Raw genomic sequence first — 15,766 nt, forward strand, 5'->3', positions numbered from 1 at the left:
CATGGCTATTGACTGGGTGACGGTCGCCGCACAGGTGGTCAACTTCCTGATTCTGGTCTTCTTGCTGAAGCGCTTTCTCTACAACCCGGTTATCCGCGTCATGGACCGTCGCGAGCAGCGCATCAGCGATCGGCTTGAGCGCGCCCGTGTCCGGGAGGAGGAGGCCGAGTCACGCGCCGAGGAGTATGAGCAGGCCCAGCAGGCATTGGCCGCGGAGCGTGATCGTCGCCTGGAGGCCGCGCGTCAGGAGGCGGAAGAGAGCCGCCAGCGACTCATCGATGAGGCCCGCGCCGAGGTGGCGGAGCGGCGGCAGCAATGGCGTGATGCGCTGTCGTCGGATCAGGAAAGGGTCGAGCACGCCCTGCATCGTCAGGTGGTGGAATCGGTTACCGACATTGCCCGGCGCGTGCTGGATGACCTCGCCGGTGAGTCACTGGAGGCGCGCGTCGTCGAGCGCTTTCTCGAGCGTCTGGAAAACGACGATGACGTCAGTCGGGATGATCTCGAATCCCTGCTGGATGAGAACAGCAGGCTGCTCGTCCGCAGTCGCTTCGAACTCGGCGAACCGGCAAGGAAACGCCTGGCCGAGGTGCTGGAAAACCGGCTGGGCCGAGTGCCCGAACTCCGTGTCGAGACCGATGACTCCCTCATCTGCGGGATCGCGGTGGAGGGTGAGGGTCAGCGGATCGGCTGGTCCATCGACGCCTATATGGATATGGTCGACCGCCAGCTCGGCAATCTGCTGGAGCGGACGGTGGCATGACCTCGCTCCGCAGGCTGCCATCCAATCTCCAGCAGCTCGTCGGTGACGCGCTCGAGCGGATCGAGCCCCGGCCGCGGCACGAGGATATCGGCATCATTACCGCCGTCGGCAATGGAGTGGCACGGGTCAGGGGATTGCACCGCGTCGCCGCGGAATCCCTGGTGGCCATGCCGGGGGGCATACTGGGTATCGCCCTTGATCTGGACGAGGATGAACTGGGCGTGATCCTGCTGGGCGATGATGCCCGGCTGAGTGCGGGTCAGGAGGTGCGAGCCCTGGGTCGCCTGGTGGACACGCCGGTGGGTGAGGGGCTGCTGGGCCGGGTGCTGGATGCGTCGGGGACAGCGCGGGATGGCCAGGGTGCCATCACAGCCGACACGCGCTGGCCGGTGGAGCGGGAGGCACCACCCATCATGGCCCGGGCGCCGGTGGAAACGCCCTTGCAGACGGGGCTGAAGGCCGTGGATGCGCTCGTGCCCATCGGCCGGGGTCAGCGTGAACTGATTGTCGGTGATCGCCAGACGGGCAAGACCGCCATCGCCATCGCGAGCCTGGTGAATCAGGCCGATACCGATGTCATCAACGTCTATTGTGCGGTCGGTCAGCGCGGAACCGCCGTCGCCCGGGTCATTGATGATCTGCGTGATGCCGGCGTGATGGACCGGACCGTCGTCATGGTGGCCGCCGGTGAGGACCCGCCCGGGCTCCAATACATTACGCCCTATGCCGCCATGACGGTGGCCGAGTATTTCCGGGATAAGGGGCGGGATGTCCTGCTGGTCCTCGACGACCTGACCCGCCACGCCCGTGCCTATCGCGAGCTCTCGTTGCTGTTGCGCCGCCCGCCGGGGCGGGAGGCCTATCCCGGCGATATTTTCTATGTCCACTCGCGGCTGCTGGAGCGGGCGACCCACCTCCGTGACAGCCATGGAGGCGGCTCGGTGACCGCCCTGCCCATCGTCGAGACCCAGGCTGAGGATATCTCCGCCTATATCCCCACCAACCTGATTTCGATTACGGACGGCCAGATCTATCTTTCCCCCCGGCTTTTCCGCAAGGGCCTGATGCCGGCGGTCGACGTCGGCCGTTCCGTCTCCCGGGTGGGCGGCAAGACCCAGCTGCCGGCCTATCGGGTCGTGGCGGGCGATCTGCGACTGGCCTACTCGCAGTTCGAGGAGCTGGAGACGTTCTCGCGCTTCGCTACCCGGCTTGATGAGGAAACCCGGCAGCAGATCATCCGCGGCCGGCGCGTGCGCGAGATCCTCAAGCAGGGCCGGCTGCGGACGCTGAGCGTACCGGAGCAGATCATCACCCTGCAGGCGGCGAATCTCGGGCTCTTCGACACGGTGGACGTGGATGCGGTGCAGGATCTTGCCGATTATCTGCGCCAGCATGCGCCGCCACAGCTCAATGACCTGCCCGAGCGCATGGCGGCAGGCAAGAAGCTTGAGGCGGAGGACTGGGATCAGCTCGAAAGCGTCCTCCGGGAGCAGGCAGACCAGTGGCGCAGTACCGGCGAGGCGGACTGATGGAGACTCAGGAGGCCCTCCGGCATCAGCTGGATTCGCTTGACGATCTGCAGTCCATCGTGCGGACGATGAAGGCGCTGTCGGCATCCAGCATTCGCGAATACGAGCAGGCCGTAGAGGCGCTGCGCCAGTATGAGAACATCATCGAGCTCGGCTTTGCCGCCGCCCTCCGTGACCATCCGGGGTGGCCGACGGATGTCAGCACCGCCGATGACGGACCCGGTCACGGCGTGGCGGTGATCTTTGGCAGCGATCACGGTCTATGTGGCCGGTTCAATGAGCAGGTCGCGGAGCATTTCGTCCAGCGCATGGGGCACAAGGAGGCCGCGACGTCAGATCGCCCGCGTATATTGGTGGTCGGGGTGCGGCTGGAACCCGTCCTCGGCGCCCGGGGTGTCGAGGCGGACGAAGTGCTTGAGCTTCCGGCGACCGTCGAGGAGATCACCGCTACCGTTCAGGCCATCATCCAGCGGATCGATCGCTGGCAATCCACCGGTCCGCACCGTTCCGTCCGCGTCTTTCACAATGGTCCGGGCCGACAGCTGCAGAGCCGGCCAACCGATCAGCATCTGTTGCCGCTCGCCCTGCAACGCCTGCAGCAGATGGGGCGTCGTGAATGGCCGAGCCCTCGACTGCCGCGGGCATTCATGGCCGAGCCGGCCCTGCTGTCCTCACTGATCCGCGAGTATCTGTTCGTGCGCCTCTTCCGGGCCTGCGCCGGCTCACAGACCAGTGAGCATGCCAGCCGACTGAATGCCATGCAGCGTGCCCAGTCCAATCTGGATGATCGCATCGAGTCGCTTACCGGTCGCTTTCGACGGCTGCGTCAGGATGCCATTACCAGCGAGCTGCTGGATGTCGTCTCAGGCTTCGAGGCGGTGAATTCGGATTGAGTCTCGTCAATTCCGGTCCGGAACGGCCGATCCGCTCAACGCATCGAATCCGGTGTGTCTGCAATCAACATCAATGAGGGTTTCAATGCGCAATGCACTATTCGCGCTGACGCTGACGGTCAGCGTAACGGCGACCATCGCCGCGGCCTCGGAGTCCGAGCCACAAATGCCGCCGGGTGAGCGTTTCCTCAGTGTCTGGGATCTGAACGGGAACGGGACGGCTACGCTGAATGAGCTCCGGACCATGCGTGGCCGGGTCTTCAACAGTTTTGATGGCAACGGCGACGGAGTCCTCGACGAAAGCGAGTACGCAGCCTTTGATCAGGCACGCGCGGGCGATGTCGAGGGCTACGAGGGGGAGGACCGCGAACGGATGCAGCGTATTACCGACGGTATGAGCCGCTCTGTCTCCGACGCCGACGGTGATGGCGTGGTTCAGCGAGAAGAGTTCCTGGCCGGTGCCGAGGACTGGCTGGGGGATCTGGACACCGATGGCGACGGCGTAATCACGGACGGAGATTTCCCTGACTGAGGGATTGCCGTCACCACCGGTATCGGCTTCACGGTCAGGATTTTCCAGCCGTGAAGCCGCCGTCCACCAGCAGATCAGCGCCGGTGATGAAGCTTGCCTCGTCGCTGAGCAGAAAGACCGTGGCGGCTGCGATCTCCTCGGGTCGACCGAGACGTTTCATCGCATGTAGCTGTTTCAGGCCTTCCAGCGACTCCTCATCGAGCACGTCGAGCATGGGCGTCTGGATATAGCCCGGGGAGATGCTGTTCACCCGGACGCCATCAAGGGCCGTCTCCACCGCCAGGGTCCGGGTGAAGTTGAGCACACCGCCCTTCGCGGCGCTGTACGCGGGCGTCTGTGACTGGCCCAGGTGGCCCAGGATCGAGGCACAGTTGACGATACTGCCGTGTCCCTGCTTCTGCATGATCTGCAGCGCCTGCCGGGCGACCTTGAAGACGCCGGTCAGATTGATGTCGATGACTTTCTGCCAGTCATCGTCACTGCAATCGGCACTGGGCGTGATCGCGCCGATACCCGCGTTGTTGAACACGCCATCAACGCCGCAGAAATCGGCAGTCGTCCTGAAAAGGGACTCGACGGACGGTGTATCGGCGACGTCCGTCTCGACGAACTTCGCCTGCTCTTCGCCGAGCTCTTTCGCCAGGGCCTCACCCTGCTCACGATCCAGATCGGCAATGACGACACGGCCACCTTCTTCGATGATCCGCCGCACAGTGGCCTCACCTATACCACTGGCACCGCCGGTGACGATGATTCCCTTGCCCTCGAGTCGCGTCATGCGAGTCTCCTTCAGCTGTCTGCGCTTCGATCCAGCAGCATGGCCATACGATCCGCCTCTTCGCGGGCCGTGACCAGCTTGCTGATGTCGTATTGGACGCCGAGGTAGTAGAGGAGTTTCCCGTGCTCGTCGCGCAGGGGCTGAATGGTCAACTGATTATGGAAAAGCTCACCGGTTCTGCGGTAATTGCGCAGCGTGACCTCCGTGCGTGAACCGGTCTGCAGGGCGTCGCGGATCGTCTGCAGACCGGGCTGGTCACGATCATCGCCATGCAGGAAGCGGCAGTTCCGGCCGATGATCTCATCCTGGCTGTAACCGGTCATCTCGGTAAAAACCCGGTTGGCGAACACGATCGGGTTGTCTGGTTGATCCGGGTCCGAGAGGGTGATCCCGTTCACGCAGGTGTCGAGGATCTGGGTCAGAACGCTGGGGATGATGCAGGGGTCTTTTTCTGGCTGGAATTCCATGGGCTTGCCCTGTTGTGGCTCAATCCGCTGGGGTCTCGGTTTCAATCAGCATCTTCAGGTTTGCGGTGACGCGTTCGACACCGCCCTGCACGGCATGTTGGATCAGTTTCTCAAAGGGCCGGAAGGCAAGGCCGAGTCGGCCCAGCTCGAAGGAGAAGATCAGTTCCGTGCGTCGCCGGTCCTGCGGCTGCAGGCGGAACTCGATGCCATAGGGATCCTTCAGGCCCCGGAAGGCGACATAATGGGGTCGTTCGAGACCGACCACCTGGAAATCGGTGGCGGTTCGCCGGCCCTGGTCCACGCGGACCTGCCGGGCTTTCCAGCCGGGCATGAGTGGCCCTTCGCTAAGGGGCTTCAGGCTCTTGACCTCGGGGGACCAGCGCGGGTAGTTGACGAGGAAATCCTCCACCACAAAGGCGAAGATGGCCTCAGGCGGGCGCTGGATCATCACGGTGGATTCTGTGCTGATCATGTTCCACTCGACACTGGACACCGCGGTGCATTGTCCCGCACCTTAACCCCTGCAGGGCGGATTCCGAAACAGCCGGGCTCGCCCCCGCTCCGTAACAGGCCGCTCCGCCCGGCCGACAAGGAGGCCAGGATCATGACGATTAACGGCGTCTTCTCCGCCCGTGTTCCCGCGTACCTGATGGCGCTCATGCTCGGGCTGGTCCTGTCGGTGGCGAAGGCCCAAGAGGCCGCGCCGACGGACCAGCTCCTCAAGCCCAGCCCGGAACGCTCGGCACGGGAAGTCGTTACGATCCAGCTGGATGCGCTCAGCGACAACGATCAGCCTGAAAGAAACGCCGGCATCGAACAGGTGTGGGCCTTTGCCCACCCCCGCAATCGCGTGATCACGGGCCCGCTGGCGCGCTTTACGCGCATGCTTCGGGGGCCGGGTTACGCCATGCTGATCGATCATCTGGGGTATGAGATCACCGAAATCCGCAGGACCGGGCGGACGGCGGTCTACCAGGTCAAGGTCCTGTCCCGGGATGGAGGCTTCTACCGCTTCCAGTGGCGGCTCGAGAAGGCCGCGCAGGCGGATGGTCCGGCATGGATGACGACGCGGGTGACGCCGGCACGGCAGACCGGCGAGCAGCTCTCCTGATCGGATACGCTCCGGCCATCGGGAATTTCCCGATGACCGGAGCGATGCGGCGGGCTTACGCGAGTGTCGTCGTAACGTCGATGTTGCCCTGCGTGGCATAGGAATACGGGCAGACCACGTGGGCCTTCTCGACCAGCTTTTCCGCATCGGCTGATTCGACGCCCGGGAGCTCCACGGACAGATCGACGCCAATGGCAAAGCCCTGGCCGTCATCGCGCTTGCCCAACGAGACGGTGGCGGTCACTTTCGTCTCGGCGGGCACCTTGATGCCTTCCTGACCGCCCACGAACTGCATCGCCCCCAGGAAGCAGGCGGAGTACCCGCAGGCGAAAAGCTGCTCGGGATTCGTGCCTTCGCCACCCGGGCTGCCCAGCTCCTTGGGTGCGGTCAGTCTGACATCCAGCGAGCCGTCGGCTGTCGCGGCATGGCCATCGCGGCCGCCGGTTGCCGTTCCGGTCGTGGTATAGAGTACTTCCATTGCTCCGCTCCTGTTATGTGACTGGTGCCGGTCACCATACACGCCGTTGGCCGCCGGGATCAGCCCTGCCATGATAGGGACATGAAACGTGGAACACGACTCGTGCACGCGGCGCGGCCCGCCTATACGGACGGGCGCCGGCCCGTCAATCCACCCGTCGTTCGCGCCTCCACCGTGGATTTTGCCTCCATGGCTGATATGTCCGCGGCACAGCGCCCCGGCATCGAGGGCGCGCAGTCTTTCACCTATGGCGTCCGCGGCACGCCCACCACGTTTGCTCTCGAGACACTGATCACCGAACTCGAGAACGGCGATGGCACCAAGCTCTACAGCTCCGGGCTCGAGGCGATCGCTGCTGTGCTGCTCGCCTTCCTGCGCCCCGGCGATCATCTGCTGGTGGTGGACACCGTCTACTCGCCCGTACGCCAGCTACTGGAGCGTTTCCTGCGTGAGCGGGGCGTCCACTTCGATTTCTACAGCCCGCGCGAATCCGATCTCTCGCGCCTGATCAAGCCCTCTACCCGCATGATCTACACCGAGACGCCGGGCTCGGTGACCATGGAGCTGCAGGATATCGCGGCCATTTCGGAAACGGCCCGTCGTCATGGCGACATCCTCGTCGCCTGTGACAACACCTGGGCCTCGGGCTTCTGCTATCGACCGCTGGAGCATGGCGCTGATCTGTCAATCGTGGCGGGCACCAAATACCTTGGCGGGCATTCCGACGTGCTGATGGGATCGGTCACGGCCAGGGGGAAGGCCTACGAGGTATTGCATGAGGCCAGTATCCTCCTCGGCCTCGCCGTCTCCGCCGATGATGCCGCGCTGGTGCTGCGTGGCGCCCGGACGCTGCATATCCGTTATCCCGAGCATGCCCGGCGCGCCCTCGCCGTGGCCGAATGGCTGGCGCGACGCGACGAGGTGACCGAAGTGCATTATCCGCCGCTGCCGACGAGTCCGGATCATGCCCTGTGGGCGTCACAGTTCGATGGGGCAGCGGGGCTTTTCAGCGTAGAGCTGACACCCGCCTGGCGGGACCGGGTGAGTGCCTTCGTGGATGGCCTGTCACTGTTCGGGCGCGGCTCCTCCTGGGGTGGCTTCGAGAGCCTCGCGCTACCCTGCAGTCTGAAAGGCAATCGCAGCGTGGATGACTGGAGTGGCCGCGGGCCGCTGGTGCGGCTGCAGATCGGCCTGGAGGATCCGGAAGATCTGATTGCGGACCTGGCCCGTGCGCTGGAGAGTGCCTGTCGCTAGAGGCCCGGGCCGGCCTCAGATCGAGCCGGTCACATCGTGCTGGACCGCGACGTAATGCGTCGTTCGTCCGGACTGGCGGACCGGGATGACGTTCCATTCGATGATGAACTCGTTGCCGTCCTTCCGGTAGTTCACGGTTTCGCCGTGAAAAATCTCGCCCCGACGGATCTGCTCGGCGAGACGCTGCAGCACGGCCCGCTCCGTGTTCGGCCCCTGTAGCATGCCCGGGCTCCGGCCCAGCACCTCATTCGCGGCATAGCCGGTCATCTCGGTGAAGGCGTCATTGACATAGATGATCGGCCCGGCACCGCCATCCTCGGCCGCTTCGGTGATGGTGATGGCATTGAAGGAGTGATCGGCCGCTGTCCTGAACAGCCGGTTACCCAGTGCCTCGTCGATGTCTCTGTCGTCCATGTCTGATTCCCTGTCAGCCGCTCAGTGACCCGGCCGTTAAAGTCCCAGTCCCGTCAGTACCTGTCAATCGCTCTTCCCGCCCCTTTCGAATCGGGCGATGGTGTTCAGCAGGGCGAACAGGATGGCCGCCACGCAGACAATGGTTGGACCGGTGGGTGTGTCCAGGTTCCAGGATCCCCACAGGCCACCCAGCACGGAAATGATGCCAAGACCGGCCGCAATGAGTGCCATCCGCTCGGGGGTGGCACTGAATGGCCTGGCGGTGGCCGCCGGGATGATCAGCAGCGCGGCGATCAGCAGGACGCCCACCACCTTGATGGCCACCGCCACCACGATCGCCAGCGCTACGGTCAGCACGAGACTCTCGCGTTGGGGGTCATAGCCCTCGGCGTGGGCGAGTTCCTCGCTGACCGTCGCCAGCAGGAGGGGCTGCCAGCGCCACAGCGTGAGCCCGAGCACCAGGAGTGAACCGCTCCAGATGATCCCGAGGTCGGTGCGGCCCACGGCCAGGATGTCGCCGAACAGATAGGCCATCAGGTCGATGCGCACATCGGTCAGGAATGACACGGCCACCAGCCCGAAGGCGAGGGAAGAGTGGGCCATGACGCCGAGCAGGGTATCCATGGCATAACCGCGATGGCTCAGCAGGGTGACCGAGATGGCCATCAGCAGCGATACGGCGAGGACACCGGCGAAAACGGACATCGACAGGGCGAGCGATAAGGCAACGCCGAGCACCGCGGCATGCGCTGTTGCCGCGCCGAAGAAGGCCATTCGCCGCCAGACCACGAAGCAGCCGAGTGGCGCGGCGGCCAGCACGACGCCCAGGCCCGCGAGCGCGGCGCGCACCATGAAATCATCCAGCATGGTCGCGCTCCCGTTCCCGTTCCCGCTCGTGATCGTGGGGATGCTTGTGGGGGTCATGCCGGAAGATCGCCAGCGCCTCCTCGTCATCGGTGCCGAAGAGGGCCCGGTATTCAGGCGCGGCGGTGACCGCCTCGGGGTGTCCCTGGCAGCAGATATGATGATTCAGACAGATCACCCGGTCGGCGGCGCGCATCACCACGTGAAGGTCATGGCTGACCATCAGGATGCCGCAGCCGAGCTGGTCACGGATTTCCTCGAGCTGCCGGTAGAAATCGGCGGTGCCGGTCTGATCAAGCCCTTGTGAGGCCTCGTCGAGCATGAGCAGATCCGGTTCGTCCAGCAGGGCCCTGGCCATCAGTGCGCGCTGGAACTGACCGCCGGAGAGCGCCGACATGGCGGCGCCGGCCCGCCCGGGGATGCCTGCTCGCGCCAGTGCCTGAGCTATGGTCCGGCGACTGTGCCGTCGCGGCAGATTGAGGAACCGTCCGACGCTGAGCGGCAGGGTCGGATCGATATGCAGGCGTTGCGGCACGTAGCCCACCCGCATACCCGGCGCCCGGCTGATTCGCCCGCTGCTGACAGGCATCGCCCCAATCAATGCACGCAACAGTGTCGATTTGCCCGAACCGTTGGGCCCTACCACCGTCACGATCTCGCCTGCCGACAGGCTGAGCTCAATGTTCTCGAGGATCTGCCGTCCGCCGATGCGGACATTGACGCCGCTGGCATCGATCAATGGGTGCTGTGGATTCGCCATGATGGGATCGGACAGTGCCATAGCCGGGGTTTCTCGGGAAGCGAACAGTGATGTTATAGTATAACATTACATTGCGTTTTCCACTTCCCGGAGGTTGCCGATGCTTGATCAAAGTCTGTCTGCGTTCGTCCGCCAACTGCGAGTGGCCACGATGGTCATGCTCCTGAGTGTTGCACTGCCCGCGGTGGCCGTGCCGGTTGTCGCGACCGATGTGACACCGGTGCACTCTCTGGTCAGTCAGGTCATGGATGGTGTCGGCGAACCGAGTCTGGTCATCCAGCGGGGTGCCTCGCCGCACAGCTACTCAATGCGGCCGTCCGAGGCAGCCGCCCTGGAGAATGCGCATGTTGTTTTCTGGGTGGGCGAGGAACTCACCCCCTGGCTGGACCGCGCGCTGGGCAGTCTGGCGCCCGATGCGAGGCAAGTGGCGTTGCTGCACACCGAGGGGACGCGACGGCATGCTTTCCGGGAGCGCGTACTGACCGACATGGTCGACCATGACGACCACGACCACGATCATGGCGCCGAGGAGCATGACGCCCATGATCATGGCGATCATGCCGCGGAGGTCGACGGGCATCATGACCATGCGGGTCATGCGCATGAAGGCATCGACCCCCATGCCTGGCTCGATCCGGTGAATGCCCGCTACTGGCTGGGCGTGATCGCCGAGACGCTGGCCGAGGAGGATCCAGCCAATGCAGCGATCTACCGCCGCAACGCCGAGGCCGGACAGGCGGAGATCGACGGGCTGGTGGAGCAGGTCCGGGGCGAGGTCTCACCGGTGCATGAACAGGCCTTCATCGTCTTCCATGACGCCTATCAGTACTACGAGCGCCGTTTCGACATGAACACGGTGGGTGCCATCTCCCTGAGCGATGCCACCGATCCGAGCCCGGCGCACATTGCGGATATCCGCGAAATCGTCGGCGAATATGATGTGCAATGCGTCTTTGCCGAGCCGCAGTTCAATCCGGCACTGGTCGACACGGTACTGAACGGCACCTCCGCGCGCACCGGTGTCCTGGATCCGTTGGGCAGCGATATCGCCACCGGACCGGATTTCTACCCGACGCTGATCCGGCAACTCACCGACCGCCTGGTCTCCTGCCTGGGGGAAGGCTGACCAGACCACCCGGCATCAGGGTGTCAATCGGGCAGGCGGAGCCCCGGGCAGCAAGGTAGAATGAGGCCTCGAATAACCCGCTGGCCCGATCATGCACATCGTCGCCTTACACAATCTCAAGGGTGGGGTCGGAAAGACGGCCGCCGCGGTGAATCTCGCCGCGCAGGCGGCCGAGGCCGGCATCCCCACCCTGCTATGGGATCTTGACGCTCAGGCCGCGGCGACGTGGTGTCTGGGTGCTCAGGCGCGGCTTGCCAAGCCGCCCCGCAAGCTCTTCCGGCGCAAGGCCCCGATCGGCCGCGAAGCGGCGAGGACGCAGTGGGACTATCTGGATCTGCTGCCTGCCGATGAATCCCTCCGGCACCTCGACGATCTGGTGGCAAAGGGCAAGGATGGCGGGCGTCTGCTGCATGGCCTCCTGCAGCCGTTCTCCGAAAACTATGCTCTGGTCGTGCTGGACTGTCCACCAAGTTTCTCGCGCCTGGCCGAGGCGGTGGTCCGCAATGCCGACCGTGTGCTCTGTCCGCTCATCCCCGCCCCGCTCTCTCTCAACGCCTGGCGGCAGATGGCAGGCCACTTCGATCGCAAGCGCTATGGCCGGGACAAGCTGCGGCCGTTCCTCTCCATGGTCGATCGGCGCCGGAGCCTCCACCGCACCTGGGCGGAAACGCCCCCCACGACGCTCAGGGGGTGCCTGAGCACCTGGATCCCCTATGCCACCGATGTCGAACGGATGAGCGTCCGACGTGCCCCGCTGGCCGCCTTTGCACCCCGCTCGCCGGCGGCGGATGCCTATCGCCGGCTCTGGACCGAACTTGCCGAGGACCTTGATACCCGCCCATGAACCACATCAACTTTCGCGACCTGCGCTATCTCGTTGCCGTGGCAGACCATCAGCACTTCGGGCGCGCCGCCGCGGCCTGTTTTGTGAGTCAGCCGACGCTGAGCACCCAGGTCAAGAAACTCGAGGAATACCTCAACGTCCAGCTCGTCGAGCGCACCAGCAAGCGCGTGATCGTCACGCCCATTGGCCGGATGATCACCGAGCGCGCCCGCCAGGTGCTCAACGAAGTGGATGACCTGGTCAACGTCGCCCGCTCCGCCGGTGACCCCATGAGCGGCGACCTGCGGCTCGGGATCATACCCACCCTGGGCCCCTACCTGATTCCGCACCTCTTTCCCGTGCTGCAGGCGAGCTATCCCAAGCTGCGGCTGCTCCTGCACGAGGAGCGCACCCGCGGGCTCATTGAGCGGCTGCAGGAGGGCACGCTCGATGCGGCCATCATGGGCACCCCGATCCCGGACGAGGGGCTGGTGTCGCAACCGCTGTTTCAGGAGCCCTTCGAGGTGGCATTGCCCGCGGGACATCCGCTCGCCAGCCAGGCGGCCATCAAGCGCGATGATCTGGATGCGGCGCCCATGCTGCTGCTCGAGGAGGGGCATTGCATGCGCGATCAGGCCCTGGACTTCTGCTCGCGGGTCGGCGCCCAGCAGCAGCAGGACTTCCGTGCCACCAGCCTGGAGACACTCCGTCAGATGGTGGCCTCGGGGGCTGGGATCACCCTGCTGCCCACCCTGGCCGTCGAACCGGCGGGGTCGCATACCGAAGGGCTGGTGGTGCGTCCCTTCGACGGTCAACCACCGGTACGCGAACTGGCCATCTATCGGCGCCGCGGATGTGCCCGGGAACCGGTGGTCAGCGCCATGGCCGAGCTTATCCGCGGGTTGCCACCGGTCAGGGCACTGCCCGGCACCTAGCGCGGTGACGCGCTGATATAATCCCACGGCATGGATGTCTCCGATCTGATCGATCCGCTCAATCCCGCTCAGCGCGAGGCGGTCACCGCGCCGCTGGGCCACGCCCTCGTGCTGGCCGGTGCGGGGAGTGGCAAGACCCGCGTGCTGACGCACCGCGCGGCCTGGCTGGTTCGCGTGGAAGGTGCGACTCCCTGGAACCTGCTGGCGGTGACCTTCACCAACAAGGCCGCGGCCGAGATGCGTGGCCGCATAGAGCAGCTTCTCGGTCTGTCCGGCTCCGGGATGTGGGTGGGCACCTTCCACGGCCTCAGTCACCGCCTCCTGCGCCTGCACTGGCAGGAGGCCGGCCTGCCGCAGGGTTTTCAGATCCTGGACAGCGAGGATCAGCGGCGTCTGGTCAAGCGGGTCATGCGCGATCTGGAGGTGGACGAGAACCGCTGGCCCGTCCGCCAGCTCCAGGGGTTCATCAACGCGCGCAAGGATGCCGGCGAGCGGCCCGAGGACCTGGACACCGGGGATCCCTACAGCGGTCAGATGGCGCGGGTCTACACCGCCTATGAGTCCGCCTGCCGAAGTGCCGGTGTGGTGGATTTCGCCGAACTGATGCTGCGCACCGTGGAGATGCTGCAGAACCATCTGGAGCTGCTCGGACACTACCGCCGACGTTTCCGGCATGTCCTGGTGGACGAGTTCCAGGATACCAATGGCATCCAGTATGAGTGGCTCAAGCTGCTCGCGGGTCCCGAGTCCGATGTCTTCATCGTGGGGGACGACGACCAGTCGATCTACGGCTGGCGTGGTGCCCGGGTGGAGAATCTGCAGCGATTCCGTGAGGACTACTCCAACACGCGCGTCCTGCGTCTGGAGCAGAACTACCGATCCACCAGTACCATCCTCGAGGCGGCGAATACGCTGATCGCACGGAACAGCGACCGGCTGGGCAAGAAGCTCTGGACCGAGGGCGAGCAGGGCGAGCCCATCGCCCTGTACGCGGCATTCAACGAACAGGATGAGGCCCGCTTCGTGGTCGAGCGCCTCATGGCCATGGTCGAGGAGTATGGGCTGGCGCGGCGGGATATCGCCATACTCTATCGATCCAATGCCCAGTCGCGGACCTTCGAGGAAGCCCTGCTTGCCCGTCGCATTCCCTATCGCGTCTATGGCGGGCTGCGCTTTTTCGAACGTGCCGAGATCAAGGACGCGCTGGCCTATCTGCGCCTGATCGCCAACCGCGATGACAGCGCGGCGCTGGAGCGCATCATCAATACACCCACGCGTGGCATCGGCAACCGCACCCTGGAGGCCATCCGGCTGGCGGCCCGCGATCAGGACGTGAGCCTGTGGGCGGCGGCCCGCGGTCTGGTGGAAAACCGCGGCGTGCTGCCGGCCCGGGCCGCGAATTCCCTTCGTGCCTTTCTGGAACTGATCGATGGTCTGGCGGCCGAGAGCGCGGACCTGGACCTCGCGGACCGGCTCGAGACCGTACTGGAGCGGAGTGGACTGCGGGGTCATGTCGGCAAGGATCGCTCGGAACGTGCCCAGGACAAACTTGAGAACCTCGATGAGCTCATCACCGCGGCGCGCAGTTTCGAGCAGGACGCCACCATCGAGGAGGGTATGGATACGCTGACGGCCTTCCTTGCCCATGCGGCGCTGGAGGCCGGTGAGGGCCAGGCGGGTGCCTGGGAGGACTGTGTGCAGCTGATGACGCTGCACTCCGCCAAGGGTCTGGAGTTTCCGGTGGTTTTCCTTGCCGGGCTCGAGGAGGGGCTGTTTCCGCATCGCATGTCCGTGGAGGAGCCCGGCCGGCTGGAAGAGGAACGGCGCCTCGCCTATGTGGGCATCACCCGGGCCCGCCAGCGCCTGCTGATCACCTACGCCGAGCGCCGCCGGCTGCATGGCCGGGACGAATTCGGCATCGCCTCGCGCTTCATCCGCGAGCTCCCGCCCGGGCTGATTGACGAGGTCAGGGCGCGCTTCTCGGTGACCGGGCCGGATGCCGCCGGCGGCGGGTTGGGCGATGGCGTCATCCCCGAGGCGGAATTCAATCTCGGTGAGCGCGTGCAGCACAGCCGCTTTGGCGAGGGGGTGGTGCTGGACTGCGAGGGGAGCGGTCCCAACGCCCGCATCCAGGTCAACTTCGACGAGGTGGGCGCGAAGTGGCTGGTGGCGGCCTATGCCAATCTGGAGCGCGCCTAGAGGTTGAGCAGGACCTCCCGCTCCTGCGGCGAGGGCTCGAAATTCCGATCGCGGTAGTGCGTGAAGATCGCGTCCACCGCTGCCTGGGGTTCATCCAGGACCTGGAACAGCGACAGATCCTCGGGGTCGGCATTCCCCGCCCCGACCATCCTGTGCTCCAGCCAATCCGCCAGCCCCTGCCAGTAATCCGAGCCCATGAGGATGACCGGAATGCGGCGGGTCTTTCCGGTCTGCACCAGGGTGAGGATCTCGGCAAGCTCGTCCAGCGTGCCGAAGCCGCCCGGGAAGACCACGTAGGCGGAGGCATACTTCACGAACATGACCTTGCGGGCGAAGAAATGCCGAAAGTGCAGCGCGATCTCCTGATATCCGTTCGGCGTCTGTTCCCGCGGTAGCTCGATGTTGAGTCCGATGCTGGCCGACGCGCCCTCGAAGGCGCCCTTGTTGGCGGCTTCCATGATGCCCGGCCCCCCGCCGCTCACGATGGAAAAGCCGGCGTCGGAGAGCAGGCGCGCGGTGGCCTCGGCGCTTTTATAGGCGGGCTCATCGGCACCAATCCGTGCCGAGCCGAAGATGCTCACCGAAGGGCCCACCGGGGCGAGACGCTCAAAGCCCTCGACGAATTCGGCCATGATCTGGAAGATCCGCCAGGACTCCCGCGTCATCAGCGTCGGATCGAGGCCCGCCGCGCCATTCCCGGCCCGCTGTCGAGTCGTCTGATCAGACGGATGCGTCATGGTCTCTCTCCTGCCCGGTGATGACGATAGTCTCGCACGGCCATGGCACTGTCCGCGCGCTGTCACTGCCGCAGGGGCGGCGGTTATCATGCAGGTAATGCCA

At 65.0% G+C, this 15,766-nt stretch carries 18 protein-coding genes; 10 read left to right on the top strand and 8 right to left on the bottom strand.

The window, feature by feature from the left end:
* Position 1: 1 nt before the first annotated feature.
* From V6X63_RS05720 to V6X63_RS05735, 4 genes are all read left to right on the top strand, one after another.
* Positions 2–763 carry a F0F1 ATP synthase subunit delta gene (locus V6X63_RS05720; protein WP_367978378.1) on the top strand — a complete coding sequence of 254 codons (762 nt, stop codon included), beginning with the start codon at positions 2–4 and terminating at the stop codon, positions 761–763.
* Positions 760–2,292: a F0F1 ATP synthase subunit alpha gene (locus V6X63_RS05725; protein WP_367967712.1), complete on the top strand. Its 1,533-nt coding sequence runs from the start codon at positions 760–762 to the stop codon at positions 2,290–2,292. Before V6X63_RS05720 ends, V6X63_RS05725 begins: the two co-directional genes overlap by 4 nt.
* The gene (locus tag V6X63_RS05730; RefSeq protein WP_367978379.1) at positions 2,292–3,185 is read left to right on the top strand and encodes a F0F1 ATP synthase subunit gamma; all 894 of its coding nucleotides are present in this window, start codon (positions 2,292–2,294) and stop codon (positions 3,183–3,185) included. Before V6X63_RS05725 ends, V6X63_RS05730 begins: the two co-directional genes overlap by 1 nt.
* A gap of 85 nt (positions 3,186–3,270) precedes the next feature.
* Positions 3,271–3,717, top strand: a complete 447-nt coding sequence (locus tag V6X63_RS05735; protein WP_367967715.1) for an EF-hand domain-containing protein — start codon at positions 3,271–3,273, stop codon at positions 3,715–3,717.
* A 34-nt stretch (positions 3,718–3,751) separates the two neighbouring features.
* Here the strand turns inward: V6X63_RS05735 and V6X63_RS05740 are convergent, their stop codons facing one another.
* Genes V6X63_RS05740 through V6X63_RS05750 form a run of 3 tightly spaced genes read right to left on the bottom strand, consistent with a single transcriptional unit; the run spans position 3,752 to position 5,434 of the window.
* Positions 3,752–4,495 carry an SDR family NAD(P)-dependent oxidoreductase gene (locus tag V6X63_RS05740; protein WP_367967717.1) on the bottom strand — a complete coding sequence of 248 codons (744 nt, stop codon included), beginning with the start codon at positions 4,493–4,495 and terminating at the stop codon, positions 3,752–3,754.
* Between the two features lie 11 nt (positions 4,496–4,506).
* The gene (locus tag V6X63_RS05745; RefSeq protein WP_367967718.1) at positions 4,507–4,962 is read right to left on the bottom strand and encodes a PAS domain-containing protein; all 456 of its coding nucleotides are present in this window, start codon (positions 4,960–4,962) and stop codon (positions 4,507–4,509) included.
* A 19-nt stretch (positions 4,963–4,981) separates the two neighbouring features.
* Positions 4,982–5,434, bottom strand: a complete 453-nt coding sequence (locus tag V6X63_RS05750) for an SRPBCC family protein (protein WP_367967720.1) — start codon at positions 5,432–5,434, stop codon at positions 4,982–4,984.
* Positions 5,435–5,566: 132 nt separating this feature from the next.
* Here V6X63_RS05750 and V6X63_RS05755 point away from each other — a divergent pair, with 132 nt between their 5' ends.
* Complete coding sequence (locus tag V6X63_RS05755; RefSeq protein ID WP_367967721.1) at positions 5,567–6,073, top strand: DUF4864 domain-containing protein; 507 nt, start codon at positions 5,567–5,569, stop codon at positions 6,071–6,073.
* A 55-nt stretch (positions 6,074–6,128) separates the two neighbouring features.
* On the opposite strand, the gene V6X63_RS05760 is transcribed toward V6X63_RS05755, so the two are convergent.
* A complete protein-coding gene (locus V6X63_RS05760) occupies positions 6,129–6,551 on the bottom strand; it encodes an organic hydroperoxide resistance protein (protein ID WP_367978380.1) in 423 nt (140 codons plus the stop codon).
* A gap of 81 nt (positions 6,552–6,632) precedes the next feature.
* Here V6X63_RS05760 and metC point away from each other — a divergent pair, with 81 nt between their 5' ends.
* Complete coding sequence (gene metC / locus V6X63_RS05765; protein WP_367978381.1) at positions 6,633–7,805, top strand: cystathionine beta-lyase; 1,173 nt, start codon at positions 6,633–6,635, stop codon at positions 7,803–7,805.
* Between the two features lie 15 nt (positions 7,806–7,820).
* Here metC and V6X63_RS05770 read toward each other — a convergent pair whose 3' ends face one another.
* The 3 genes from V6X63_RS05770 to V6X63_RS05780 all read right to left on the bottom strand — a co-directional run bounded on the left by V6X63_RS05770 (position 7,821) and on the right by V6X63_RS05780 (position 9,843).
* Positions 7,821–8,219, bottom strand: coding sequence for a PAS domain-containing protein (locus V6X63_RS05770; protein ID WP_367978382.1), 399 nt, complete (start codon positions 8,217–8,219; stop codon positions 7,821–7,823).
* A 63-nt stretch (positions 8,220–8,282) separates the two neighbouring features.
* Positions 8,283–9,086, bottom strand: a complete 804-nt coding sequence (locus tag V6X63_RS05775) for a metal ABC transporter permease (RefSeq protein ID WP_367978383.1) — start codon at positions 9,084–9,086, stop codon at positions 8,283–8,285.
* On the bottom strand, positions 9,076–9,843 hold the full coding sequence (locus V6X63_RS05780) for a metal ABC transporter ATP-binding protein (RefSeq protein ID WP_367978384.1): 768 nt from the start codon (positions 9,841–9,843) through the stop codon (positions 9,076–9,078). The genes V6X63_RS05775 and V6X63_RS05780 overlap by 11 nt, the downstream gene beginning before the upstream one ends.
* Positions 9,844–9,943: 100 nt before the next feature.
* Here V6X63_RS05780 and V6X63_RS05785 point away from each other — a divergent pair, with 100 nt between their 5' ends.
* The 4 genes from V6X63_RS05785 (at position 9,944) to uvrD (ending at position 14,926) form a co-directional block, all read left to right on the top strand.
* Positions 9,944–10,969, top strand: a complete 1,026-nt coding sequence (locus V6X63_RS05785) for a zinc ABC transporter substrate-binding protein (protein WP_367967730.1) — start codon at positions 9,944–9,946, stop codon at positions 10,967–10,969.
* 91 nt (positions 10,970–11,060) lie between these two features.
* Positions 11,061–11,813: a ParA family protein gene (locus V6X63_RS05790; protein WP_367967731.1), complete on the top strand. Its 753-nt coding sequence runs from the start codon at positions 11,061–11,063 to the stop codon at positions 11,811–11,813.
* On the top strand, positions 11,810–12,727 hold the full coding sequence (locus V6X63_RS05795) for a LysR substrate-binding domain-containing protein (RefSeq protein ID WP_367967733.1): 918 nt from the start codon (positions 11,810–11,812) through the stop codon (positions 12,725–12,727). Before V6X63_RS05790 ends, V6X63_RS05795 begins: the two co-directional genes overlap by 4 nt.
* Before the next feature lie 30 nt (positions 12,728–12,757).
* Positions 12,758–14,926 (top strand): DNA helicase II, encoded by a 2,169-nt coding sequence (gene uvrD / locus V6X63_RS05800; protein WP_367967735.1) that lies wholly within the window; start codon positions 12,758–12,760, stop codon positions 14,924–14,926.
* Here uvrD and V6X63_RS05805 read toward each other — a convergent pair.
* Entirely contained in the window at positions 14,923–15,663 is a 741-nt protein-coding gene (locus V6X63_RS05805; protein WP_367967736.1) for an LOG family protein, read from the bottom strand. The genes uvrD and V6X63_RS05805 overlap by 4 nt on opposite strands.
* Between the last annotated feature and the right edge of the window lie 103 nt (positions 15,664–15,766).

Origin of the sequence: Spiribacter onubensis, assembly GCF_040838425.1 — a bacterium.
Lineage (GTDB): Bacteria > Pseudomonadota > Gammaproteobacteria > Nitrococcales > Nitrococcaceae > Spiribacter > Spiribacter onubensis.

Coding starts and splice junctions, on each gene's coding strand:
- V6X63_RS05720 (WP_367978378.1), top strand. CDS start 2: ATGGCTATTGACTGGGTGACGGTCGCCGCACAGGTGGTCAACTTCCTG.
- V6X63_RS05725 (WP_367967712.1), top strand. CDS start 760: ATGACCTCGCTCCGCAGGCTGCCATCCAATCTCCAGCAGCTCGTCGGT.
- V6X63_RS05730 (WP_367978379.1), top strand. CDS start 2,292: ATGGAGACTCAGGAGGCCCTCCGGCATCAGCTGGATTCGCTTGACGAT.
- V6X63_RS05735 (WP_367967715.1), top strand. CDS start 3,271: ATGCGCAATGCACTATTCGCGCTGACGCTGACGGTCAGCGTAACGGCG.
- V6X63_RS05740 (WP_367967717.1), bottom strand. CDS start 4,495: ATGACGCGACTCGAGGGCAAGGGAATCATCGTCACCGGCGGTGCCAGT.
- V6X63_RS05745 (WP_367967718.1), bottom strand. CDS start 4,962: ATGGAATTCCAGCCAGAAAAAGACCCCTGCATCATCCCCAGCGTTCTG.
- V6X63_RS05750 (WP_367967720.1), bottom strand. CDS start 5,434: ATGATCAGCACAGAATCCACCGTGATGATCCAGCGCCCGCCTGAGGCC.
- V6X63_RS05755 (WP_367967721.1), top strand. CDS start 5,567: ATGACGATTAACGGCGTCTTCTCCGCCCGTGTTCCCGCGTACCTGATG.
- V6X63_RS05760 (WP_367978380.1), bottom strand. CDS start 6,551: ATGGAAGTACTCTATACCACGACCGGAACGGCAACCGGCGGCCGCGAT.
- metC (WP_367978381.1), top strand. CDS start 6,633: ATGAAACGTGGAACACGACTCGTGCACGCGGCGCGGCCCGCCTATACG.
- V6X63_RS05770 (WP_367978382.1), bottom strand. CDS start 8,219: ATGGACGACAGAGACATCGACGAGGCACTGGGTAACCGGCTGTTCAGG.
- V6X63_RS05775 (WP_367978383.1), bottom strand. CDS start 9,086: ATGCTGGATGATTTCATGGTGCGCGCCGCGCTCGCGGGCCTGGGCGTC.
- V6X63_RS05780 (WP_367978384.1), bottom strand. CDS start 9,843: ATGGCGAATCCACAGCACCCATTGATCGATGCCAGCGGCGTCAATGTC.
- V6X63_RS05785 (WP_367967730.1), top strand. CDS start 9,944: ATGCTTGATCAAAGTCTGTCTGCGTTCGTCCGCCAACTGCGAGTGGCC.
- V6X63_RS05790 (WP_367967731.1), top strand. CDS start 11,061: ATGCACATCGTCGCCTTACACAATCTCAAGGGTGGGGTCGGAAAGACG.
- V6X63_RS05795 (WP_367967733.1), top strand. CDS start 11,810: ATGAACCACATCAACTTTCGCGACCTGCGCTATCTCGTTGCCGTGGCA.
- uvrD (WP_367967735.1), top strand. CDS start 12,758: ATGGATGTCTCCGATCTGATCGATCCGCTCAATCCCGCTCAGCGCGAG.
- V6X63_RS05805 (WP_367967736.1), bottom strand. CDS start 15,663: ATGACGCATCCGTCTGATCAGACGACTCGACAGCGGGCCGGGAATGGC.